22 protein-coding genes are annotated in these 22,520 nt (G+C 61.0%); 10 read left to right on the top strand and 12 right to left on the bottom strand.

What is annotated here, in order from left to right:
* Positions 1 to 24: 24 nt before the first annotated feature.
* The 6 genes from NW807_RS02970 (at position 25) to NW807_RS02945 (ending at position 4,326) form a co-directional block, all read left to right on the top strand.
* The gene (locus NW807_RS02970; protein ID WP_414404875.1) at positions 25 to 210 is read left to right on the top strand and encodes a DUF2256 domain-containing protein; all 186 of its coding nucleotides are present in this window, start codon (positions 25 to 27) and stop codon (positions 208 to 210) included.
* A 48-nt stretch (positions 211 to 258) separates the two neighbouring features.
* Positions 259 to 732, top strand: coding sequence for a phosphate-starvation-inducible PsiE family protein (locus NW807_RS02965; RefSeq protein ID WP_414425407.1), 474 nt, complete (start codon positions 259 to 261; stop codon positions 730 to 732).
* Positions 733 to 867: 135 nt separating this feature from the next.
* Positions 868 to 1,053, top strand: a complete 186-nt coding sequence (locus tag NW807_RS02960; RefSeq protein ID WP_414425406.1) for a peptidylprolyl isomerase — start codon at positions 868 to 870, stop codon at positions 1,051 to 1,053.
* A 44-nt stretch (positions 1,054 to 1,097) separates the two neighbouring features.
* Entirely contained in the window at positions 1,098 to 1,274 is a 177-nt protein-coding gene (locus tag NW807_RS02955) for a peptidylprolyl isomerase (RefSeq protein ID WP_414425256.1), read from the top strand.
* 65 nt (positions 1,275 to 1,339) lie between these two features.
* Entirely contained in the window at positions 1,340 to 2,641 is a 1,302-nt protein-coding gene (gene gvpJ, locus NW807_RS02950) for a gas vesicle protein GvpJ (RefSeq protein ID WP_414422660.1), read from the top strand.
* A gap of 119 nt (positions 2,642 to 2,760) precedes the next feature.
* Complete coding sequence (locus tag NW807_RS02945; RefSeq protein ID WP_414425255.1) at positions 2,761 to 4,326, top strand: NAD(P)H-quinone oxidoreductase subunit N; 1,566 nt, start codon at positions 2,761 to 2,763, stop codon at positions 4,324 to 4,326.
* A gap of 83 nt (positions 4,327 to 4,409) precedes the next feature.
* On the opposite strand, the gene NW807_RS02940 is transcribed toward NW807_RS02945, so the two are convergent.
* From NW807_RS02940 to NW807_RS02915, 6 genes are all read right to left on the bottom strand, one after another.
* Positions 4,410 to 4,979 carry a photosystem I assembly protein Ycf4 gene (locus NW807_RS02940; protein WP_414410598.1) on the bottom strand — a complete coding sequence of 190 codons (570 nt, stop codon included), beginning with the start codon at positions 4,977 to 4,979 and terminating at the stop codon, positions 4,410 to 4,412.
* 77 nt (positions 4,980 to 5,056) lie between these two features.
* Positions 5,057 to 6,118, bottom strand: a complete 1,062-nt coding sequence (locus tag NW807_RS02935; RefSeq protein ID WP_414425254.1) for an S-layer homology domain-containing protein — start codon at positions 6,116 to 6,118, stop codon at positions 5,057 to 5,059.
* Positions 6,106 to 6,420 (bottom strand): DUF3181 family protein, encoded by a 315-nt coding sequence (locus tag NW807_RS02930; protein ID WP_414394094.1) that lies wholly within the window; start codon positions 6,418 to 6,420, stop codon positions 6,106 to 6,108. The genes NW807_RS02935 and NW807_RS02930 overlap by 13 nt, the downstream gene beginning before the upstream one ends.
* Before the next feature lie 51 nt (positions 6,421 to 6,471).
* Positions 6,472 to 7,023 (bottom strand): hypothetical protein, encoded by a 552-nt coding sequence (locus NW807_RS02925; protein ID WP_414425253.1) that lies wholly within the window; start codon positions 7,021 to 7,023, stop codon positions 6,472 to 6,474.
* Between the two features lie 39 nt (positions 7,024 to 7,062).
* Positions 7,063 to 7,641, bottom strand: a complete 579-nt coding sequence (locus NW807_RS02920) for an anti-sigma factor family protein (protein WP_414425252.1) — start codon at positions 7,639 to 7,641, stop codon at positions 7,063 to 7,065.
* On the bottom strand, positions 7,638 to 8,300 hold the full coding sequence (locus tag NW807_RS02915) for a sigma-70 family RNA polymerase sigma factor (protein WP_414394390.1): 663 nt from the start codon (positions 8,298 to 8,300) through the stop codon (positions 7,638 to 7,640). The genes NW807_RS02920 and NW807_RS02915 overlap by 4 nt, the downstream gene beginning before the upstream one ends.
* A 169-nt stretch (positions 8,301 to 8,469) precedes the next feature.
* Between NW807_RS02915 and NW807_RS02910 the strand changes: the two genes are divergently transcribed.
* On the top strand, positions 8,470 to 9,192 hold the full coding sequence (locus NW807_RS02910) for a Crp/Fnr family transcriptional regulator (protein WP_414425251.1): 723 nt from the start codon (positions 8,470 to 8,472) through the stop codon (positions 9,190 to 9,192).
* A 104-nt stretch (positions 9,193 to 9,296) separates the two neighbouring features.
* Here the strand turns inward: NW807_RS02910 and NW807_RS02905 are convergent, their stop codons facing one another.
* Both NW807_RS02905 and NW807_RS02900 read right to left on the bottom strand, forming a co-directional pair.
* Positions 9,297 to 11,099 carry an aminopeptidase P family protein gene (locus tag NW807_RS02905; protein ID WP_414425250.1) on the bottom strand — a complete coding sequence of 601 codons (1,803 nt, stop codon included), beginning with the start codon at positions 11,097 to 11,099 and terminating at the stop codon, positions 9,297 to 9,299.
* A 101-nt stretch (positions 11,100 to 11,200) separates the two neighbouring features.
* The gene (locus tag NW807_RS02900) at positions 11,201 to 11,575 is read right to left on the bottom strand and encodes a rhodanese-like domain-containing protein (protein WP_414425249.1); all 375 of its coding nucleotides are present in this window, start codon (positions 11,573 to 11,575) and stop codon (positions 11,201 to 11,203) included.
* Positions 11,576 to 11,712: 137 nt separating this feature from the next.
* Here NW807_RS02900 and NW807_RS02895 point away from each other — a divergent pair, with 137 nt between their 5' ends.
* On the top strand, positions 11,713 to 12,555 hold the full coding sequence (locus NW807_RS02895; RefSeq protein ID WP_414425248.1) for a hypothetical protein: 843 nt from the start codon (positions 11,713 to 11,715) through the stop codon (positions 12,553 to 12,555).
* A gap of 202 nt (positions 12,556 to 12,757) precedes the next feature.
* Positions 12,758 to 15,523, top strand: a complete 2,766-nt coding sequence (ileS, locus tag NW807_RS02890) for an isoleucine--tRNA ligase (protein ID WP_414425405.1) — start codon at positions 12,758 to 12,760, stop codon at positions 15,521 to 15,523.
* Here ileS and cysK read toward each other — a convergent pair whose 3' ends face one another.
* Positions 15,524 to 16,501 (bottom strand): cysteine synthase A, encoded by a 978-nt coding sequence (cysK, locus tag NW807_RS02885; RefSeq protein ID WP_414425247.1) that lies wholly within the window; start codon positions 16,499 to 16,501, stop codon positions 15,524 to 15,526.
* Positions 16,502 to 16,647: 146 nt separating this feature from the next.
* On the opposite strand from cysK, the gene dxs reads away from it, so the two are divergent.
* Complete coding sequence (gene dxs / locus NW807_RS02880) at positions 16,648 to 18,609, top strand: 1-deoxy-D-xylulose-5-phosphate synthase (protein WP_414425246.1); 1,962 nt, start codon at positions 16,648 to 16,650, stop codon at positions 18,607 to 18,609.
* On the opposite strand, the gene NW807_RS02875 is transcribed toward dxs, so the two are convergent.
* From NW807_RS02875 to fbp, 3 genes are all read right to left on the bottom strand, one after another.
* A complete protein-coding gene (locus NW807_RS02875; protein ID WP_414411354.1) occupies positions 18,578 to 19,480 on the bottom strand; it encodes a tetratricopeptide repeat protein in 903 nt (300 codons plus the stop codon). The genes dxs and NW807_RS02875 overlap by 32 nt on opposite strands.
* 124 nt (positions 19,481 to 19,604) lie before the next feature.
* Positions 19,605 to 21,146 (bottom strand): glucose-6-phosphate dehydrogenase, encoded by a 1,542-nt coding sequence (gene zwf / locus NW807_RS02870; RefSeq protein WP_414425245.1) that lies wholly within the window; start codon positions 21,144 to 21,146, stop codon positions 19,605 to 19,607.
* Positions 21,147 to 21,183: 37 nt separating this feature from the next.
* Complete coding sequence (gene fbp, locus NW807_RS02865; RefSeq protein WP_414425404.1) at positions 21,184 to 22,206, bottom strand: class 1 fructose-bisphosphatase; 1,023 nt, start codon at positions 22,204 to 22,206, stop codon at positions 21,184 to 21,186.
* Between the last annotated feature and the right edge of the window lie 314 nt (positions 22,207 to 22,520).

Raw genomic sequence — 22,520 nt, 5'->3', positions numbered from 1 at the left:
AAGGGTTGTCGTCTCTAGCGCGCTGTGCCCCGCCACCGGAAAAAGTCGGATCTGCCCAGCAAAATCTGCCTCACCTGCGGCCGGCCTTTTACTTGGCGTAAGAAGTGGGCCAAGTGTTGGCCAGAGGTGAAGTATTGTTCAGAGCGGTGCCGCAACCATCGCCCTAAAGGCTCCCACTCTGCTCCCCCTGGAGACACTCGGGATGGATAATGTAGTCGTTGAGGCTGGGACATGGGTCTCAAACCCGGTGGCATCGACATGCGGTTTCTCAAGTGGCTGTTGCACAATCCTCATGAGACGGAGGAGGATCCCTTCCTTAGAGGTATTACCCGCATAGAAAGCTTGATCTCGAAGCTGCTTTCAATCCTCCTGATTGGGCTAGTTATAGTAGCAGTTGTCGATTTGGCCCGCTTCTTGGTGGCTGATCTGCTACGGGAGCCAACCGGGTTTTTCTCCACCACTTTGATTGAGATCTTCGGCCTCTTTTTGAATATCTTGATTGCCCTGGAGATTTTGGAGAACATTACTGCTTACCTGCAAAAGCAGGTTGTGCAAGTGGAGCTGGTCATTGTTACCTCTTTGATTGCGGTGGCGCGCAAGATCATCATTTTTGATTTCGAGAAGCTGGGGGGGTTGGATTTGATTGGCCTGGGGGCAGCAACTCTGGCTCTGTCGGTAAGTTACTGGCTGGTGCGACGCGCTAAGCCCCCATTCAAGTCCGGTCAAGACTAAGCTTGGATCGACGAGGGCTCTCCCAGGGTTGGTTCTCCCACATTTTTGCTTCCAGCCCAATAGTTGGGCAAAAGACCTACAACAGCCCGCGCCAGGGCTGCTTGGCCAAATCCTACACGGCTATGAGGGGAGCCACTGCCGGCACGATGGTTCTGGAGCTTTTCCTGCAAGAAGCTTCCCTTACTGTCAGCTTCGTCTTTTTGGGCCAACGCTCACTTCTACGATGGCTTCATCTTCCAGCGCGGGATTCGGGGCTTCATGGCCCAAGGCGGGGACCCCACAGGCACAAAGCGGGGTAGGAGGCTACCGCTTTCCCGATGAGCCGTTGCAACGTCCCTACCCCCGGGCGATCTTGGCGATGGCCAATGCCGGCCCTAACACCAAGGGCAGTCAGTGACTATTCCCTACCTCCCAACTCCACCATCTTCGGCCAACTGATCGCGGGAGAAGAGGTGTTGGATAAAATTGCCCCTGCACCAACTGGCCCGCAGGATTGCCCGCTAAACCCGGTGGAGATTCGGAATCCCATTAGCTTGAGCTAATCTCGTGGAACAGTTTGATTGATCCTTAGCTGGGTTTTTGCAACTTGCCTTGAGGGGGATCCCGTATGGAGTTCGCTAGCCCCCGGCGAATGTCCCCCCGCATTTTGGTTCTGGATTTTGATGGCGTGCTCTGCGATGGGCGGGCAGAGTACTTTGCCTCCTCCTGTCGTGTCTGTGCCCAGGTGTGGAGCCTGGCTCCTGCGCAATTGCAGCCGTTGCAGCCAGTCTTTGACCAGTTGCGCCCGCTAATCGAGACGGGTTGGGAGATGCCCCTGTTGCTCTGGGGGCTGCAGCAAGGGATCCCGGAAGACGCTTTGCGCCAAGACTGGCCCGGCTGGCGGCAGCGGTTGTTGCAGCAGGCGGGGGTTTCCGAGCGGGCTTTGTCCCAAGCGCTGGATGAGGTGCGAGATCGCTGGCTTGCAGAGGATCGGCAGGGGTGGCTGGAGCTGCACCGCTTCTATCCGGGGGTGACAGCCTGGATGCGCCAAGTACAGGCTGCCGGCGAGCCGCGCCTAGCCATTCTCAGTACCAAAGAGGGGCGCTTTATTCAGCAGCTTTTGCTCCGCGAAGGGATCCAACTGCCGCGCCACCGCATCCTGGGCAAGGAGGTGCGCGCTCCCAAGGCCGCCACCCTCCAGCGGCTGCTAACTGCAGCTCAGGTAGCGCCCGAGGAACTCTGGTTTGTCGAGGATCGCTTGCAGACGCTGCGCCAGGTGCAGAGCGTACCGGAGCTAGAGCCAGTGCTCCTGTTTTTGGCTGCCTGGGGCTACAACCTGCCGGAGGAGCGAGAAGAGGCCGCCCGGGATCCCCGCCTGCATCTCCTTAGCTTGGAACAGCTCTCCCAGCCTTTTGAGCAGTGGTTGATCCCGCCTCCTCCTTCCTCTGGTCTTGCCATCAGCCCAGCCGGCCCGCAAGACTTGAGTCGGGTTCAAGCTAGCCCTGACCGGAAACGCCCGGAAGCTGGCCTTGCCTCCCTGGTGCTGACCTTGGTGGAGCTGCTGCGCCAGTTGATGGAAGCTCAGGTGGTGCGGCAGATGGAGGCCAATCGCCTTTCGCCGGAGCAGATCGAGCGGGCCGGCAGCAGCCTGCAAGCCCTGCGGCAGCAAATTCGGCAACTCTGCGCCCTGCTGGAGATTGACCCGGCAGATCTCAATCTGGATTTAGGGGATCTGGGCACGCTTCTGCCCCGCCAGGGAGACTACTACCCCGGCCAGCCCGACGGCGAGGGATCCCTCTTGGAACTCTTGGATCGGCTGATCAACACCGGGATCGTCGTCGACGGCGAGCTCGACCTGGGCTTGGCGGACTTGAGTCTTATCCACGCCCGCCTGCAATTGGTGCTTACCTCCAGCGCCAAGCTTTCTTAGACCCAGGGAGTGTCGATGGAGACGATTGGGAGAAGAGATGCCAGAAGCAAGATGGGAAGGCCGGAAATCGCGGTATGCTGGCTTTGGATCCCATTAATCTCTCTTCACAGTTTTCTCCTATGGATGTTTTCGCCCCAACCGGAAACCTGCATGCCGGCGCGATTTGGCCGGAGGTGGTGGTCACCCTCACGCTGTTGCTCGTCCTGGCAGTGGATCTGGTGGGCGGGTCGGCAGCGCGCAGAAGTTTGCCAACTCTTTCCCTCTTGGGGTTGATGGGAGCCCTGGTGCCCCTGGTGCTGCAGTGGCAGCAGCCCCAGTTGGAGAGCTTCTTGGGCAGCTTTGCGGCGGATCCCGTGAGCATTCTCTTCCGTGGCCTGGTGGTGGTGACAGCAGCCCTGACGGTGATGATGGCGGAGCGCTACCTCAGCCAGGCAGGCACGCCCACGGGCGAGTTCTATGTGCTGCTCCTCACGGCCACCTTGGGGGGAATGTTCCTTGCGGGAGCGATGGATTTAATCATGGTGTTTGTCTCGCTGGAAACGCTGAGCATTGCCAGCTACCTCATGGCTGGCTACACGAAGCGAGATCCGCGCTCCTCTGAGGCTGCCCTGAAGTACCTGCTGACCGGCGCTAGCAGCACGGCCATCTTCCTCTACGGCATGTCGCTGCTCTATGGCCTGTCGGGGGGGCAAACCCAACTGCCGGCCATCGCGCCCCACCTGGCCAATGCTGGCCTAGCAGGGATCCTGGCCTTGGTGTTCTGCCTTGGGGGCATTGGCTTTAAGCTGGCGGCGGTGCCCTTCCACCAGTGGACTCCCGACGTCTACGAGGGATCCCCAACGCCGGTGGTGGCCTTTTTGTCGGTGGGATCCAAAGCAGCAGGCTTTGCCCTGGCCATTCGCTTTCTGGCTACCGTCTTCCCAGCCATGACGGAAGAGTGGCGGGCGGTGCTCTCAGTGCTGGCTATCTTGACCATGGTGCTGGGCAATGTGGTGGCCATTGCCCAAACCCGCCTCAAGCGCCTGCTGGCCTATTCCTCTATTGGGCAGGCGGGCTTTGTTTTGATTGGTTTGGTGGCAGGCACGGAAGCGGGCTACGCCAGCTTGATTTTTTACCTGATGGTTTATCTAGCCATGAACCTGGGCGCCTTTCTGTGCGTCACCCTGTTTAGCCTCAAGACCGGCACTGACGAAATCAACGAGTACAGTGGCCTTTACCAGAAGGATCCTTTCCTCACCCTTTGCCTTAGCATTTGTCTTCTCTCTCTGGGCGGGCTGCCGCCACTGGCCGGCTTTTTCGGCAAGCTCTATCTCTTCTGGGCTGGTTGGCAGGCAGGAGAATACACCCTGGTGCTGGTGGGCCTGGTTACTAGCGTCATCTCCATCTACTACTACGTGCGAGTGGTGAAAACCATGGTGGTGAAAGAGCCGCAGGAGATGTCGCTTTCGGTGCAAAACTACGCCGAGACCGACTGGCAGGCAGAGGGCATGCCGGCTCTGCGAGTGGGCATAGTGTTGACCCTCGTGGCCACCATCTTTGCTGGCATCCTCTCCAATCCACTGTTTACCCTCTCTGTTCAGGCAGTGGAGCGTAGCCCGTTTTTGGGGTTCCCGACAGCCCAGGCTTTTGCTCCCGAGGCAGCCAGCCCTGCAGCTTTGCCTAGCTACTCGGGCCGCAATTCCTAAAAATGCCCCCACCCCTCTCCCTGTAGGAGGGGGAATTAAGCGTTTCAGCCTTGCCCCGCCACCGTCTGCAACTGAGTCGAACCTCAAATACCCTCTAGGCTGACATTAAGAAAGCGGGCAATTTCGGCGGCTTGGTTTTCAATCTCGGCCAAAGAAGGCGGCTGCCCAACGCCGGTGAGGGGGATGTCACCGCGTCCTTTCACTCGCAAGTAGATAGCTCGGCGGGGGTTGAGGCCTTCTCGCAGCTCCACCCGCAGGCTTTGCACCTCGGCAAAGTCATACTCCAGACGAACTTCGCGGTTTTTGCCCGGAAAGCCCTGCCGCACCAGCGTTATCTTTTGGGTACGGCGGTTGAACTCGTTGTAGCCGCCCCCCAAGTTCCAGTACAGGCTCAGCCATTGGTACAACCCTGCCAGGAAGCCGAGCACGCCGTAGAAGAGCATGGCAATGCCCTGGGGAAGGAACACCAGGCTGGCGGGGTCGGAAAAGGGAAGCAAATTGCGGTGGAAATAGCTGGAAAGACCAGCCAGGGTAAAGCCCAGACCCCCTGCCGTCAGAACCACTGCCCAAAAGTAAACGCTGGGCCGCCGCGACCCAATGACGGTGTAGCGCAGCAGGTCTTCAGAGCGAATTTCGGGAACAGTTGCAGACACCGCCGGAATCCCTTTTTCCAAAGCTGGCTTCTCCCATTCTATTGGGCGGCTCGACCTCTTGCTGGGATCCCGCTACTTCAGGGTTGAGACTCGCGGGGCGTAACGATTTTCCCTACCCCTGGGGTAACTGCCGGAGGTTCAGCAGGGGAGGGTTCGGAAGTGGGGGAAGAGCTCGGTTCCGGCTCGGCTGGCAGGGGAGAGGATTCGACGGCAGGAGTTGGACTTGGGAGAGCCGAGAGCTGGGCTACGGCCTCTTGAGCCGTCCGCTCTCCAAAGGCAGACAGGGCAATTGCCACTTCCCCACGGCTAACTGGCTGGAGGGGGTTAAAGGTGCGGATGGGGCCGAAGGTGCGCAACACGGTGGAGGCATTCTCTAGGCTGCGATCTGCCACTAGGGGAGCAACAGCCTCGTCGGGGATCTGCGCCGCATCGGTAAAGCCCCAGCGCCCCTCCAGCTCTGCCCGAGATCCCTTGATCTGGCCGGGCGGCAAATCCAAAGGCACCTTCATGCGAATTAACTCGGCTCGCGACAGCAGGCTATTGGGGCGAAACTCGCGATTGGCACCCCCAGTAGCGATGCCGGCAGCTCCCAGGGCCTGGATGTAGCGAAAGTTGGGATCCTCCTCCGGTACATCCAAAAAAAGAGGGCGCTCCGAGGGGGATCCTATGCGGATTTGGCGGCTGGGCTCGTCAGCGTGAATGGCGTTGTTGGCTAGCACCAGCCAGCGGGCAAACTCTCCTCGACGCACGCTGCGCTGCGGCTGAAATTCGCTGCCAGCAATATCGGCAAAGATCCCCAGCCGATCCAGGTAATAGACCGACTGGGCCACCAGGGATCCGGGCTCCAGATCCGTGAAGCGGCTGCTGACTTGGCTTGGCAGAGGTGTCAAGGCAACAGGGGGAGGGGCAGAGGGTGAGGGGGACTCTGAGAGAGCCCTTGGCGTCGCCGGCTGCTCTGCAGAGGGAGGAACAGACAGATCCACCGGTCGCACCGCCCGTTCCAGTCGTTCTCCCCACTCCGTTCCCTGACAAGCTGACAGCAGTCCCAGCAGCAGGACAAAACTGCCACCCCTGAGCCAGGTGCTAGCCAGAGGCAGCAATTGCCTAGACCGCTTGGGATGGCCCTCTACTGAGCCCATTTGCGGCTAAACTCCTCCAGCACATCCAGTAGGTTCAGCAGGCTTTGCATGGGCAGCAGATCCACCAGAGGCAGCTCTTTGCGCCCGCCCCCCACCTTCACTGGGATCCCTTGCAGGATCTCCGTGACGGCATCCTCATCCACCTTGCCTGCCATCACCTGAGGGGCCAGCCGCTCCGCCAGAACGGTATGCAGGTGGGCATCCCGCAGGTAGAGGTGCCACCGGGCTACATCGATGTAAACTTCCTTGCCAATGGCAGCGGCCAATTGCTCGATCTCGGGGTTGCTCGGCACTTGGGCCATGGCTCAGCTTCGCTACTGGTTGCCCTGCGTTGATCATAGCCTGGCCCCACTTTAGGGAGAGCTGGCGGCAGAGCGGCGCGGTAGAGGCAGGGCGAAGTTCTCTTGCAACTGCCGCAGCAGCAACAGGTGCTCCAGAGCCAAGCGATCCCGTTCGAGGCGCAACTGGCTGAGTTGGGCCTGGGTCTGGCGAATGTCCTCTACGTTGGCGTCCCAGGTTTGCAAAAGGCGGTAGAGGCGGTCTTGTTGGCTGGCAATCTGCTGGTTCAAGCGGGCTAGGCGGCGGCTAAACTCCCTATCCATTTCTGCCGCCAGCTCGGGATCGGGAAGGAGGGGCAGCTGAGCCCAATCGATGCCCAGCTTAGTCGAGGGTGGTGGAGGCGCTTCTACCTCTTTGAGAAGGGGGAAGTTGGGGAAAGGGGAAAGCTCTATCTCACCAGAGGGCGGCTGGTTTTTTCGAGCAGGAGCCTGAGAGCTGGCCGGCGGCGGAGTGGGCTGGGAAGCGGACTTCAAGGCGCTGGGGTTTGCCTGGGCTAGCCAGGATCCCAGACTGCCCAGCCAAAGACAAACTGCTAGCCCCCAAGCTTGGCAAACCGCTGTTCTCACCCTGTGTTCCTCACTTCAAGCTAGCTCAAGCCAATTAGCTCACTCCCAGCTCAAGTCGGTTGGGGAGTTGGGCAGCGACTCGAATAAAATTGAGTAGGCGTCCTGCTTCTGTCCTGGCTCGAATAGATAGCGTTGGGCAACCCAGGCAGAGGCGGGCACAATTGCCACCCGCACTGGCGGATCCTCCAGAGACACCAACGGCTGAGGGTGCAGCCAGCGCCAGCCCGCCCAGCCCGCTCCCGCCAGGGCTACCACGGCTGCTGCCACTTGTCGCCAAGGAAAGCCGCTGCGCCGCCGCCAGCCCAGAGCAACCTCTGGCCTTCGATCCAGCTTCTCGAACACACGGCTAATCAGCAGCTCCGTCTGAACGGGATCCAGGGTTGGCGCTTTGAGGTTAGCCAAACCGGCCTGTAAGGCCGACAGTTGGCTGTACAGTTGCTGCGCCTGGGGATCGCTGGCTAGCCAGTCCTCCACTTGTCGCGCCTCCTGGGGGGACAGTTCTCCATCCAGGTAGGCGCTTAGCTGCTCAAAGCACTCCTCCACTGGCGGCAGCTCCGCGGGGGGAGGGGAGGCGGCATCCTCGCGGTCAGGGTTGAGGTTGGGGCAAAACATAGTCATTCGCCATTGAGGTAGGGCTTCAGGATGGACTGCAAGCGGGCGCGGGCCCGGGCAATGCGGGATTTAACAGTACCCAGAGATACCCCCGTAATCTCCGCAATTTCCTCATAGGCCATCCCCTGAATTTCTCGTAGCAGGATGGCTTGGCGAAAGGCCTCAGGCAGGTCGTGGACGGCTTGGTGCAATCGCTCGTAAAACTCGCAGGTGGCGAGGTGGTCGTGGGGGCTTGGGCTACTGCTGGGCAGCTCCCATTCCATCTCACTCTCTTGCGTGGAAATCGAGGCATCCAAAGAGAGGGGTTGCTGCTGGCGCCTGCGCTTGCGCAGCTCGTCGTAAACCAGGTTGGTGGCAATCCGCCCCAGCCAACTGCGAAACTTTGCTGGCTCCTGCAGATGTTTGAGGTTGCGGTAGGCCCGGATCCAAACTTCCTGGGCCAAGTCCTGGCGATCCGGCCAGTTGGGCGCAAGATGGTAGAGAACCTTATCTACGTAGGCCTGATAGCGGCGTATGAGCTCGGCAAAGGCCTCGCGGTGGGGCCGGGATCCCTGCTGACACAGCAGTACCAGCTCCCGATCGGCAAGCTTTTCTGGCAGCACAGGCTCCTTCCTCAGTGAGGCTGACCAGCACTGGCCGCTGATGTTGCTGAGGGCAGCATCCATAAGCATCCCCAGAAAGAGATCCCCTCCCAACCGGAACCTCTACTTGAGAGACGAATTCAGGACAACCGGGTTCCCTTCCTATCTTTGGCGAGAGTACCCTTGCAGGATAGCTCTTGGGCTGGCAACTGGGCTACAGTGAGCTTGCGGTAGAGTAGACGCCCGATCTGGCATGACTTCCGACGCCGCTGCTGTTCTTTCTGAGCTCAAGGCAGTGCCGACGCTGGCGGAACTTTCGGCCACGTCTTTGCAGTGGCTGGGATCCCAGGTAAAGCTGCGGGACATCCCAGCAGGGCAGGCGCTCTTGATGCAGGATGCCTGGGGCAGCGTTGTTTATTTGATCCTATCTGGCTGGGTCAAGGTGCGGCGAGCTCTGCGGATCCACACCGCCGAAGGAACCTGGGACAGCGCCCAAACCCTAGCTCTACTCGGGCCCGGCGCCTGGGTAGGGGAAATGGCGGTGTTGGACGAAGCGCCCCGCTCGCGGGATATGCTGGCCTTAACCTCGGTGCGGGCTGCCGGGATCCCAGCGGCAACTTTCAAGACGCTGATGCTGCAGGAGCCGCGCCTGTGCTACCAACTGGCTCGCAGCCTCTCCCGCCGTCTGCGCCTAGCGAATTTGCAGGCCGACCTGGAGCAACAGAGCCCTCCTGTGCGGGTGGTGCATGCGCTGGTGCAACTGGCGGAAGCCTTTGGCGAGAAGACTGAGCAGGGAGTGCGCATCATCTACCCGCCCCTCCAGGATTTGGCCGACCTCAGCCAGGTTAACCAGGAAACAGTGGCGGCAGTGCTGAACCGCTTGCAGCAGCAGGGGATCATTCAGCCCCTGCCAGACCAACAGTCTCTGCTCCTAATCCAGTACCCCAAACTCGTAAAAGCAGCCCGCCTGCTCTAGTTAGCTGGGGCTGCATCCAGGAAACTTGCTCCTTGCAAGCTATAGGCCACTGCCCACCTGTGGGGGATTTTCAATTCGCGAGAGCTAGACCCGTGGCGCATTGGCTAGCTGGCAAGACCGCAGGCCCACTCTAGCCAAGCGGCATCCTCTTTCGAGAGACTGGCCTGGTGCAGGGCGTAAACCTGGCGGTGATACTCATCCAGCCAAGCCCGTTGTGCCGCGTCTAGGAGATCCCAATCGATCAAACGCCTGTCAAAAGGGATCCACGTCAGAGAGCGAAAGCCCATCCAGCCCTCTGGCTCGGGGAGGGCAACCACCTCGTAGAGGTTCTCCAGGCGAATCCCGCCCCAGCCCGGCTGGTAGTAACCTGGCTCGATGCTGGTGATCATGCCTACCTTGAAGGGGGTGCTGGCGCGGCGGTGGATCCCATTGGGCCCCTCGTGGACGTTCAAAAAGGCGCCGACGCCGTGGCCAGTGCCGTGGCCATAGTCTAGCCCTGCCTGCCAGAGGCTGGAGCGGGCAATGCCATCCAAAGAGAGGCCGTAGGTATCGGGGGGGAAGATCTGGCGGGCGCACTGGATGTGGGCTTTGAGCACCTCGGTGTAGCGCCGCTTGCACAAGGGATCCGCGGGTTGCGAGCCAATCCAGAGGGTGCGGGTAGCGTCGGTAGTGCCCCCCAGGTAGTGGGATCCCGAGTCCAACAAAAACAACTCGCCTGGCTGCAGCAGCTTCTGAGGATCCGGGGTGCCGTAGTGAACGATAGAGCTATTGGCCCCGGCCCCAGCGATGGTGTTAAAGCTCAGGCCCACCCAATCCCCTTCCTCGCGGTAGTGGGCCTCCAGGGTGGCTGCCACATCGGCTTCGCTGATGGGGATCCCTGCTTGGATCTGCCGGTCGATCCAGGCGAGCGTGCGGATCTTGGCCCGGCTGGCTTTGCAGTTGGCTAGCCGCATCTGCTCCAGCTCGGTGGGGTTTTTGACCGCCTTGAGGACATCCACGGGGTGATCCAGCTCGCGACAGGGGATCCCGTGCAGCAGCTCTTGCGTGCCCTGAGTGGTCTGCTTGGGATCCACTCCCACTGGCCCGTAGCGCTCGGCCCACTGGGGCAGTTGTTCCGGGTAAGCCTCGTAGGGCCAGAGCTCTACCTCCGCTTCGGCCAGCACTTGCCGAGCCGAGGGAGTAAGGCGCTCCAGATCTGTGAAGAGGGCAACCCTCTCCAGGGCAACCAGCGCGTAGGCGCGGAACACCGGGTTGTAGGGGATGTCAGAGCCACGCAGGTTCAATAGCCAGGCTACCTGGTCCAACTTGGTTAAGGGCAACAGGCCTACCCGCTTGCGGCGCATCTCCTGGCGCACCTGAGCCAGCTTGTCGCTGGGGGTGGCCCCGCAGAGCTGGGCAGGGACAGGATAGATGGGTTGCTCCAAAAGGGCTTGGCTAGATTCCTTGGCCAGCTTATCTAGCGGGTTTTCGCGAACCGGCACCAGCAGCACTCCCCCGGCTTGGGCGTGGGCTTGTAACTGGCGGTAGGTGGCTACGGACACCGTAAAGGGATCCACCCCCAGGCGAAAGCCAGATCCCAACTCCTCTACAATCTCCATCAGGCTGGGCTGATCCGGCAGACCACCTTTGATCACCGTAAACAGGTTGGGATCCACCTCCCGCTCGGCCTGCTCGTGGTAGCGGGGATCTACCCACAGCCAAGCCCTGTCCCGGCTGATCAAAGCATCGCCCACCGAGCCGGTAAAGCCCGTAATCCACTGTCGCCGCTTGCGATACTCCAGCAGGTACTCGTTGAGGTGCTCATCGGCGGAGGGCACCCAAAACCCATCCAAATTCTGTTCCTGTAAAAGCTGGCGCAGCTGCTGCAAACGGGCGGCAATCTCCAGGCGGGGCAAGGTTTGAGGCATGGCAAAGGCAACGGAAAAAAGCTATTGGCCCTAGCTACCAATATAGTTGCAGAATTGTTACAAACGCTCCCTTTCTCCTTGGGAAAGCTGAGCAAGAATTTCTAGCACTCTTCGGGAAAGCCAGCCTCTCGCCAGGCGCGGATGCCGCCGTCCATCGAAAACACGCGGCGGTAGCCCATCTTCTGCAAGTTATCGGCTGCTAAGGCTGAACGAAACCCACCAGCACAATAGAGGACAATCTCCGCCTCTTTGTCTGGGATCACCTTCTCGATGTCCCGCTCAATAATGCCTTTGCTCAAGTGAATGGCGCCAGCAATGCGACCTGCCTGCCACTCCGACTCTTCCCGCACGTCGACTAGGTAGAAGGAATCTCCTTGCAGTTGTTTCTGCCTGACTTGCTCGACGGTCAGCTCTTGGATGCGGCTTTTGGCCTCGTTGACCAAAGCCAAGAAAGCAGGGGAGTGAGGGGACGCCATGAAACCTCGCCATGCAACCCAATCTCCAGAATAAACCGGGCTTCAGGGGTGTGGATCTGCCGCTCGGCCAAGTTGGGCCGGATCCCTACCCGGACAGGCTAAACTAAGCGCAGACCTGCCCGCCGGAGGCCCACAGTTTGAGCTCTCGATCCGCCTTTTCCCAACTGCTCTGGCCGCTTGCCTTGAGTTTGAGCTGGGGGATCCCGCTTGCAGGCAAAGTGCTGGCCCAGACTCCCCCGCTGCGCCTAGAAAGCGGGCTGCAAAGGCAGGTTTCTGCCCCCGCACCAGCGGCTCTGGTCGAGTGGCTGAACGAGCAAATAGCCGCGGCTAACCGACGGGACTTGCCGAAGGTGATGGCCGGCTACAGCCCCGACTTCCGCCACCGCGACGGGTTGGATCGGCAGGGGGTGGAAGAGGCCATTCGCAAGCTGTGGGACGCGCATCCTGAGCTGACCTACTCCGCCCAAATTGTCTCCTGGCGGCAGATAGGCCCTGAGATTGTAGCTGAGATTGCTAGCCAAGTGCAGGGATCCCAGGCTTCGGGGCGGGGGGAGTTTCAGGTAAAGGCTTCCGTCCTGGTGCGCAACCGCTACCGCCCGGATGCCGCCAATCCAGGACAACTGCTGCTGGTAGAGCAAGAAGTGCTGCGGGAGTCGAGCACGCTCACCTCCGGCTCAGCACCCCCCACCGTTACTGTCAAGCTGCCGGAGGTGGTCAAGCCGGGATCCACCTACTCGCTGCAGGCCATTGTGGCCGAGCCCCTCACCCAATCTTTGCTGTTGGGCGCTGTGGCGGAGCGGCCCGTTGCCGGGGCAAGCTACCTGGATGTCACTTCGTTTGCCCTCGAACCTCTGCAGGCGGGCGGGATCTTCCTGCAGGCGGATGCCCCCCCAGAAGCGGGTGCTAAGTGGATCTCGGTGATGCTGGTTAACCAAAGTGGCCTGGTTGTCGAGAGCCGGCGCCTTACCGTTCAACCCTAAGAGAAAGGAACCCCAAGCAAGCCAGACTCCTGGCAGAAAGCCGAGGTGGCCGTCTGGATCCCTTTCCCTCAGGCCAGGGAGAGGAAGCCTAGAACACGACTGAGAACCAGGCAACGGCGTAGGATAGAAAAACGCCCTTTAGCCTGCTCAAGTTGCCGTGGACTACAAGAGTACCCTCAACCTGCCGCAGACTCAGTTTCCCATGCGGGCGGAGGCCGCTAAGAGAGAGCCCGCCATCCAGGCTTTTTGGCAGGAAGAACAGATCTACCAGCGTCTGTCGGAAACCAATCCGGGGGATCCCTTTGTCCTGCACGATGGGCCACCCTATGCCAATGGCGACATCCACATGGGCACCACCCTCAACAAGATCCTCAAGGACATCGTCAACAAGTACCACCTCCTGCGAGGGCGCAAGGTGCGCTATGTACCTGGCTGGGACTGCCACGGCCTGCCCATCGAGCTGAAAGTGCTGCAAAGCCTCTCCCCCCAGGAGCGGCAGAGTCTCACCCCCCTGCAACTGCGGCAAAAGGCCAGAGAGTACGCCCTGCACTACGTCGACGTGCAGCGGGCCAGTTTTCAGCGGCTGGGGGTATGGGGAGATTGGGATCGGCCCTACCTGACCCTATCGCCGGAGTACGAGGCGGCCCAGATCGAGGTGTTTGGCCAGATGGTTCTCAAAGGCTACATCTACCGCGGCCTCAAGCCCGTCCACTGGAGCCCCAGCTCCCAGACGGCCCTGGCAGAAGCGGAGCTGGAATATCCCGACAACCACATCTCCCCCAGCATCTACGTGGCTTTTCCCCTGCAAAGCCTCAGCCCGGCGGCGCGGCCGGTTTTAGAGCCCTTCCTGCCAGGCCTGCGGGCGGCCATTTGGACGACTACCCCCTGGACGATCCCGGCCAACCTGGCTCTCTGCTTTAACCCCAAGCTTACCTATGCGGTGGTGGAGTCTCCCCGCTTTGGCCTGCTGCTCATTGCCGCCGCTCTGCGGCAGCGGCTGGAAAAAGTCCTGGAGACTCCCTTAGAGGTCAAGGCCACCCTGCCGGGATCCGCTTTGGAATACTGCCAGGGACGCCACCCCCTCTTTGACCGCACTAGCCTCTGTGTTTTGGGAGACTATGTGACCACCGAGTCCGGCACCGGCATTGTCCACACGGCGCCGGGGCATGGGGAAGAAGACTTCAAGACTGGCCAAAAGTACGGCCTGCCCATCCTCAGCCCCGTGGACGAGCAGGGGAGGTTTACCGCAGAAGCCGGCCCCCAGTTTGCCGGGCTAGATGTCCTCTCCAAAGAACCGGAGACCAGCGGCAACCTGGCTGTGATTAAGGCTTTGCAGGCTGCCGGCGCCCTGCTCAAGGAGGAGCCCTACAGCCACAAATACCCCTACGACTGGCGCACCAAAGAACCCACCATCTTCCGGGCCACCGAGCAGTGGTTTGCGTCCGTAGCCGGCTTCCGGGAGCTGGCCCTGCAGGCCATCAAAACCGTGAAGTGGATCCCACCGGAAGGGGAAAACCGCATCACCGCCATGGTCAAGGAGCGCTCCGACTGGTGCATCTCCCGCCAGCGGGCCTGGGGGGTGCCCATCCCTGTCTTCTATGACGAGGAGACTGGCGAGGCTCTGCTGACTGCCGAAACCATTGACCACATCAAGGCCATCTTTGCCCAAGAGGGATCTGACGCTTGGTGGAAGCGCCCAGTAGAAGAATTGCTGCCGGAGCAGTACCGCCACAATGGCCGCACCTACCGCAAGGGCACGGACACCATGGATGTTTGGTTTGACTCCGGCTCTTCCTGGGCGGCGGTGGCCCAGGCGCGCGGGTTGGGCTACCCCGTGGATCTCTACCTGGAGGGTTCGGATCAGCACCGAGGTTGGTTCCAGTCCAGCTTGCTGACCTCAGTGGCGGTCAATGGCTGTGCCCCCTACAAGGCGGTGCTCACCCACGGCTTTGTGCTGGACGAAAAGGGCCAGAAGATGAGCAAGTCCTTGGGCAACGTCATCGATCCCCTGGTGCTCATCAATGGCGGCAGCGACCCTCAGACGGATCCCGCCTACGGGGCCGATGTGCTGCGACTGTGGGTTTCCAGCGTGGACTACTCCGGCGACGTGCCCCTGGGCAAGACCATTCTGGGGCAGATGGCAGATGTGTACCGCAAGATCCGCAACACAGCCCGCTTTCTGCTAGGCAACCTCTATGACTTTAACCCGGCCCAGGATGCCGTTCCCTTTGAAGCGTTGACCGAGTTGGATCGCTACCTCCTGCACCGCCTAAAGGAGGTGGGAGAGGAGATCACCGAAGCTTTTGACAGCTATCAGTTCTACCGCTTTTTCCAAGCGGTTCAGAACTTCTGCGTGGTGGATCTCTCCAACTTCTACTTGGACATTGGCAAGGATCGCCTCTACATCAGTCACGCCCGCAGCCTGCGGCGGCGGCAATGTCAGACGGTGCTGTCCCTGGTGCTGGAGAACTTGGCCAAGGCCATCGCCCCAGTGCTTTCCCACCTCGCAGAAGAGATCTGGAGTTACCTGCCCTACCCCAAGCCCACCCGTTCGGTGTTTGAAGGGGGCTGGATGCGACTGCCAGAGCAGTGGCGGGATCCCCAGCTAGCTGCCACTTGGGAAAAGCTGCGGGCAGTGCGGCAGGAGGTGAACAAGGCGCTGGAACAAGCGCGCACCGACAAGCTCATCGGCGCTTCCACCGAAGCCAAGCTCATCCTCAAGGTGGCGGATCCCCACCTGTACGCTCTTCTGGAAGAGCGGGCCGCCGAGCTGCGCTACCTGTTTATCACTTCCCAGGTGGAGCTCATCAAGGCAGAGACTGAGGCGGCGGAGCTGCAGGTTGTCGTTCAGCGGGCAGAGGGCAAAAAGTGCGTGCGCTGCTGGAACTACTCTCCTCGGGTGGGGGAATTTGCCGAACATCCAGAGCTGTGTGAGCGCTGCCTAGCGGCCCTGGCTGGCGAGTTTTGACTACCTAACCAAAGGCTGCGGCAGCCGCGAGTCCGACTCTCGCTCCAGGTCGCGGAAGAGAGGCGTACTGAGGTAGCGCTCGCCAAAGCTGGGCTGGATCATCACAATCAGCTTGCCGGCGTTTTCCGGTCGCCGCCCCACCTGGATAGCGGCAGCCAGGGCTGCCCCAGTGGAAATGCCGGAGAGGATCCCTTCTTCTCTGGCCAGGCGACGGCTGTAGACCATGCTTTCTTCGTCGTCTACGGCAATCACCTCATCCAGGAGATCCCGCCGCAACACCTCCGGCACAAACCCTGCCCCGATGCCCTCGATGCGGTGAAAGCCGGGCCGTCCCCCGCTTAGAACCGCGCTTGCCTTGGGCTCGACGGCCACTAGCCGAATGGAAGGTTTCTTACTCTTGAGAAACTCGCCCGCCCCGGTAATGGTGCCGCCAGTGCCCACCCCCGCCACTAGGATATCCACCTGGCCATCGGTGTCCTCCCAGATCTCGGGGCCGGTGGTGCGGGCGTGGATTTGGGGGTTGGCCGGATTGGTGAATTGGCCCAGCATGTAGGCATTGGGGGTGCGGCGCACGATCTCCTCCGCCTTCCAAATGGCCTCTCCCATGCCACCGGCGCTGCTGGCTAGGTGCACCTCTGCCCCGTAGGCCTTCAACAGCAGCCGCCGCTCTAGGCTCATGCTCTCAGGCATGACAATGATGAGCCGGTAGCCCTTGGCCGCTGCCGCCATGGCTAAGCCAATGCCCGTGTTGCCGGAGGTGGGTTCCACCAAAATGGTCTTGCCGGGGGAAATTAAACCGGCTTGCTCAGCTGCCTCGATCATGCTGACGGCAATGCGGTCTTTTACCGAGGCCGCCGGGTTGAAGCTCTCCAGTTTAACCACAATCTCCGCCAGGCATCCCTCCGCCTGCGGGATCCGGTTGAGCCGCACCAGCGGCGTGCGACCGATGAGTTGGGTGATGTTGTCGGCAATCCTCATGGGCAGGCAACCTCGAAAAGCGGGGCCTTTGTCCGATGCTAACCCTGCAGCGGGAGACATCCAGCGAAGTTTTGAAAAGACTCCAGCCAAGCCCTCTGGGAAAGCCATGATCTAGAGTGAGATCACACCGGAAGGACAGATCCCCTATGCACCTGAGTGAAATCACTCATCCCAACCAGCTCCGCAACCTAACCCTCAGCCAGTTGCGCAGCTTAGCCCGCCAGATCCGCGAAAAACACTTGCAAACGGCTGCCAACTCTCCCGTCGGCTGTCACCTAGGGCCAGGGTTGGGGGTGGTGGAGCTGACCTTGGCGCTCTACAAAACCCTTGACCTGGATCGCGACAAGGTTATTTGGGATGTGGGGCACCAAGCCTATGCCCACAAAATGCTCACCGGCAGGTATCACAACTTCCACACCATTCGCCAAAAGGGGGGGATCTCCGGCTACCTGAAGCGCAGCGAAAGCCGCTTCGACCACTTTGGGGCCGGCCACGCCTCCACCAGCATCTCGGCAGCCTTGGGTATGGCCATTGCCCGCGACCGGCGGGGGGAAAACTTCAAGGTGGTGGCCATCATCGGGGACGGCGCCCTGACCGGGGGCATGGCCTATGAGGCCATCAACCACGCCGGCCATTTGCCCAAGACCAACCTGATGGTGGTTCTCAACGACAACGGCATGTCGATTTCCCCCAATGTGGGGGCGATCCCGCGCTATTTAAACCGCCTGCGCCTCAGCCCGCCAGTGCAATTTTTGTCCAACAGCCTGGAGGAGCAACTGAAGAACCTGCCTCTAGTTGGCTCCAGTCTCAGCCCCGAAATTGAGCGCATGAAGGAGACGGTGAAGCTGGTTACTGCTGTGCAGAACAACAAGGCCGGCATCATCTTCGAGGAGCTGGGCTTTACCTACGTGGGGCCGGTGGACGGGCACAACCTGGCAGAGTTGTTGGATGCTTTTGAGTTGGCCCATGGCCTCTCTGGGCCCGTGCTGGTGCATGTGGCCACCGTCAAGGGCAAAGGCTACCCACCGGCAGAGGCTGAGCAGGTAAGCTATCACGCCCAATCCCGCTTCGACCTGGCCACCGGCAAACCCTATCCCCCCACCAAACCCACTCCCCCCAGCTACAGCAAGGTCTTCGGCCATACCCTTTGCAAACTGGCGGAGCGGGATCCCCGCATCATTGGCATCACGGCAGCTATGGACACCGGCACTGGCCTAGACAAGCTCAAGGAAAAACTGCCGGATCAGTTTGTGGATGTGGGGATCGCGGAGCAGCACGCGGTCACCTTGGCTGCTGGCATGGCCTGTGAGGGGATGCGCCCGGTGGTGGCCATTTACTCCACCTTCCTGCAGCGGGCCTACGACCAGATTATCCACGATGTCTGCCTCCAAAAGCTGCCAGTCTTTTTCTGCTTGGATCGGGCAGGCGTGGTTGGACCTGACGGCGCCACCCACCAGGGCATGTACGACATCGCCTATCTGCGCTGCATCCCCGAGATGGTGCTGATGGCCCCCAAAGACGAAGCGGAACTGCAGCGCATGGTGGTAACCGGGATCCAGTACACCCAAGGACCCATTGCCATGCGCTACCCGCGCGACTCTGGCGTTGGGGTGCCCTTGGCGGAAGATGGCTGGGAGCCCATTCCCATTGGCAAGGCGGAGGTGCTGCGCAGCGGCGGCGATGTGTTAGTCCTGGCCTATGGGTCGATGGTCTATCCCAGCTTGCAGGCCGCGGAGATCCTCAAAGAGCACGGCATCTCCACGACGGTAGTCAATGCCCGCTTTGCCAAGCCCCTGGATACAGAGCTAATCCTGCCCCTAGCCGAACAAAGCCGCCTGGTGGTGACGGTGGAAGAAGGCTGCCTCATGGGCGGGTTTGGCTCGGCAGTGGGGGAAGCCCTCCTGGATGCCGATATCCGGGTGCCTCTTTTGCGCCTGGGGGTGCCAGACATTTGGGTAGAACATGCTACCCGTGAAGAGTCTCTTGCAGACCTTGGCCTCAACAGTGTCGGTATTGCCGAGCGGATCCGAGCCAAGCTTGAGAAGCTGCAAAAGCCAGTGGCCGAGGGATCCCGGGCTACTCTCCTGCAAGACCCATCTGGCGGTTGAACCGGTCAACAGCAGCCTGCTGTAGGGCCTCTACCACTGCCCGTGTTCGCAGGAGAACTTGCACATCTCGCAGCAGGTTATTCCGCCACAGGTTCTCCCGCAGCACCTCTAGCCGGGCATAGCTGGGATCCAAGCGCACGGCTTTGGCCCCCAGTTCTTCCGCCCGCTGGGTTTGGCCGCGAACGTACAGGGCTGTAGCCAGGGCCAGGTAGGGCTCGGCCACCGCCTCGTTCATCTCGATGGTGCGCTCCCAGCGCTCGATGGCCGCCTCCAGATCCCCTTGCTCGTAGTCCACCAGGCCAAGGTTGTTCATAGCAGGCCAGTAGGCGGGATCCAACTCCAAGGTTTTCTCATATTCCCGCCGGGCGGGATCCCATTGGTCGAGCATGAGGTAGGCATTGCCCAGTTGAAAGCGGGCGTTGGGGTTATCCGGCTGCAAGGCAACAGCCCGTTCCAGGGCCTCGGCGGCGGCAAAGTAGCTGCCCTGCCGCAAGTAAGCCACTCCCAGGGAGTAGAGGACATCCCCATCCTGGGGAGCCAGAGCGCGGGCCCTTTGCAGCACCTGCACGGCCTGGGCAGAGTTCCCCAGCTCCAGATAGACGTTGCCCAAAGCGTAGAGCAGCTCGGAAGAGGTGGGCACCATGGCCACGGCCAGTTGCAGGCGGCGCAACGCCTCTTCGGTCTGGCCAAACTGGGCTAGCCGCAGCGCGTTGGTGGCTAGTTGCAGCCCCTGGGCCTGCATCAAGTCCCCATTGGGCAGGGGCACATGGAGCAAGACCTGAGCCCGCGCGGGATCCCCTCCCTCTATCCCCAAGACAAGGGCAAGGCCCACCGGCAAGGCTAGGCAAAACCGGAACGACAGCGACGGCATGATACTTAGGCAAAACCAGGCCATGCCCATGTTAGCCGCAATCGCTGTTTGAAATGTCTGCTCTCGCCCCCTTGGCGCTTTATCAGCCCCAGTCGCTACCTGAGCCAGGTTTTGCTGCAGGAAACTAGAGACGTCGCCACCGCCGCCCAGACTGGGCCAGCAGGTCTTCGGCAGCCTTGGGCCCCCAGGTGCCGGCCTCATAGGTGTACAGCGGCGGCGCGGTATCATAGCCAGGTGGCGTCTCCCAGGCCGACAAAACGGGCGTTACCACCCGCCAGGCAGCTTCCACCTCGTCGGCGCGGGTAAACAGGGTGGGATCCCCCAGCAGGCAGTCCAACAGCAGGCGCTCGTAGGCATCTGGCGCGCTCGACCCAAAGGCTGTCCCGTAGCGAAAATCCATTTCCACCGAGCGGGTGCGGATCTCCGGCCCGGGCATCTTGGCCTCAAAACGCAAGGAGATGCCCTCGTTGGGCTGGATGCGCAGCACCAGGATGTTGGGGCTCACCTCCCGCGTTGCCGAAGGAAAAAGGGATAGGGGCACCTGCTTAAAGTAGATGGCCACCTCGGAAACCTTCTTGGCTAGGCGCTTGCCCGTGCGCAGGTAAAAGGGCACCCCTTTCCACCGCCAGGTGTCGCATTCCAGCTTCAGGGCGGCATAGGTGGGGGTCTGCGAGTTGGGGTTGACATTGGGCTCTTGGCGATAGCCGGGCACTGGCCTGCCGCCAATCCAGCCGGGACCATACTGGGCCCGCACCGCTGCGGCTGCCACGTTGCGAGTGTCGGCCAGACGGGTGGCCTGCAGCACTTTGGTCTTTTCATTGCGCACCCCATCGCCGCGCAACGAGACGGGCGGCTCCATGGCCGTCAGGCAATAGATCTGCATTAGGTGGTTCTGCACCATGTCCCGCAGGGCACCAGCAGCGTCGTAGTAGCCGGCCCGATCCTCCACCCCTACCGTTTCCGCTACCGTAATCTGCACATGGTCGATGTAGTTGCGGTTCCAGAGAGGCTCAAAGATGGCGTTGGCAAAGCGGAAGACCAGCAGGTTTTGCACCGTCTCTTTGCCCAGGTAGTGGTCGATGCGGTAGACCTGCTCTTCCTGACAGATGCGCTGCACAAGGCGGTTCAGCTCCTGGGCCGAGGTGAGGTCGTGGCCGAAGGGCTTTTCAATCACCACCCGCGTCCTGGTTGGATCCGCCAGCATCCCCGCTGCCCCCAACTGCTGGAGGGCCTGGGCATAGAAGTCCGGTGCCACCGCCAGGTAAAACACGCGGTTGCCACGGGTGCCCCGCTCTTCGTCCAGTTGGCTGAGAAATTGCTTGAGGCGCAGGTAGCCCTCGGCATCGCCAATATCCAAGCGACAGTAAAACAGGCGGCTGGCAAAGTCTTGCCAGAGGGCTTCTGGCCCCAGATCCTGGGGGGCAAACTCCTTCAGGGCTGCCCGCATCTTGTCCCGATAGATCTCGTGGCTCCAGTCGCGGCGAGCCACCCCCACCAAGGTAAACTCCGGCGGCAGCCGTCGCTGGACAAAGAGCCGGTAGTAGGCCGGGATCAGCTTGCGGGCCGCCAGATCCCCGGAAGCGCCAAACTGCACCAGAATGCAAGGATCCGGAATGCGCTCTTGGTTGAGGCCAACGCGCAAGGGGTTTTCCGCCAGGGCCACCATAGAGTCGGCTCAGCTTGGGTGGATAGGGAGAGAGGAGCTAGGGCCGCAGAGAACCTTCCAGACAGCGCAGCACCTCTTCCACGTTCTCGCGGCTGCCAATGATGAGGGGCACCCGTTGGTGGAGAGAGTGGGGCACGATGTCCAGGATGGCCTCGGTGCCCGTGGTAGCCACGCCTCCTGCCTGCTCGGCCAAAAACGCCAGCGGGTTGGCCTCATACATCAGCCGCAGCTTGCCCTCGGGTTTTTGCCGGGTGCCGGGGTAGAGGTATACCCCTCCCTGCAACAGGATGCGGTGAAAGTCAGCCACCAGAGCGCCGCTGTAGCGGGAGGTATAGCTGCCTTGGCGATGGGCGTAGCGGATGAAGTTTTGGATCCCCTCGCTCCACTGGCAGAAGTAGCCCTCGTTGAGGCTGTAGACGGAGCCACGTTCGGGAATGCGGATGTCGCTTTGGGAGAGGATGAACTCGCCCAAGCTGGGATCCAGCGTAAAGCTATGTACCCCCTTGCCGACGGAATAGACCAGTTGGGTGCTGGGGCCGTAGAGGATATAGCCAGCAGCCAGTTGCCGGCGGCCCGGCTGGAGGAGATCTTGGTGGTCAGCCTCAGGGCGATCCTCGAGGGGCTGAAGGACAGAGAAAATGGAGCCAACGCTGAGGTTGGCCTCGATATTGGAGGAGCCATCTAGGGGATCGACAAGCAGCGCCAGGCGGCTGAGGGAGCAGTTTTCCGGCAGGCGGGCCGGGGTTTTCATCTCTTCTGAGACCAGCCGACAGACTAGCCCTGTCTGCTCCAAAGCGCGGATGAAGGCCCGGTTGGCGTACTCGTCCATCCGCTGCTGTTCTTCCCCTTGGACATTGACGTTGCCGGTTACGCCCAGCGCTCCCTCGATGAGTCCTGCCTGGCTGAGGCGGCGGGCAATCATCTTGCCGGCCAGGGCAATGCGGTTCATTAGAGCACTGAAGTCCTGGGCCTCGGCGGTGAAGCTGCCAAACTGCTGCAAGACATGCCGGGAGAGGGTGAGCACATCCCGCGCTATCTCGCGTTCGGCGCTGCTGGGCATGACCGAGGGAGGAGAGCTAAGAACCATACGAGGCTTCCCCAAAGAAACGCCGAAACACGGAATCCCTCGCCTCTAGCAAGGACTCTGTCCCGCTGACCCGATGGAGGCTGGGATCCCTTCTACTAGGTAAGCTGGCCGATTCTCGGCGCAGGTGCCGGGAACTTACAGAGTTGCTTCAGATTTGGCTGGCCTTGCCGGGCTTTTGCTTCGGCTGGGCTGGCAAAAACAGGGCTCTCCTCTAGTCCTTGATTCACTAGACATCAGCCACTTTGTGGCATAACCAACCTCCTGCCTTGACGGAGATGGGCTGAGCT

Origin of the sequence: Synechococcus sp. R70.1 (assembly GCF_047461675.1) — a bacterium.
GTDB lineage: Bacteria > Cyanobacteriota > Cyanobacteriia > Thermostichales > Thermostichaceae > Thermostichus.
The sequence above is the reverse complement of the archived record's forward strand: the minus strand, read 5'-3'. Positions and strand labels throughout refer to the sequence as shown.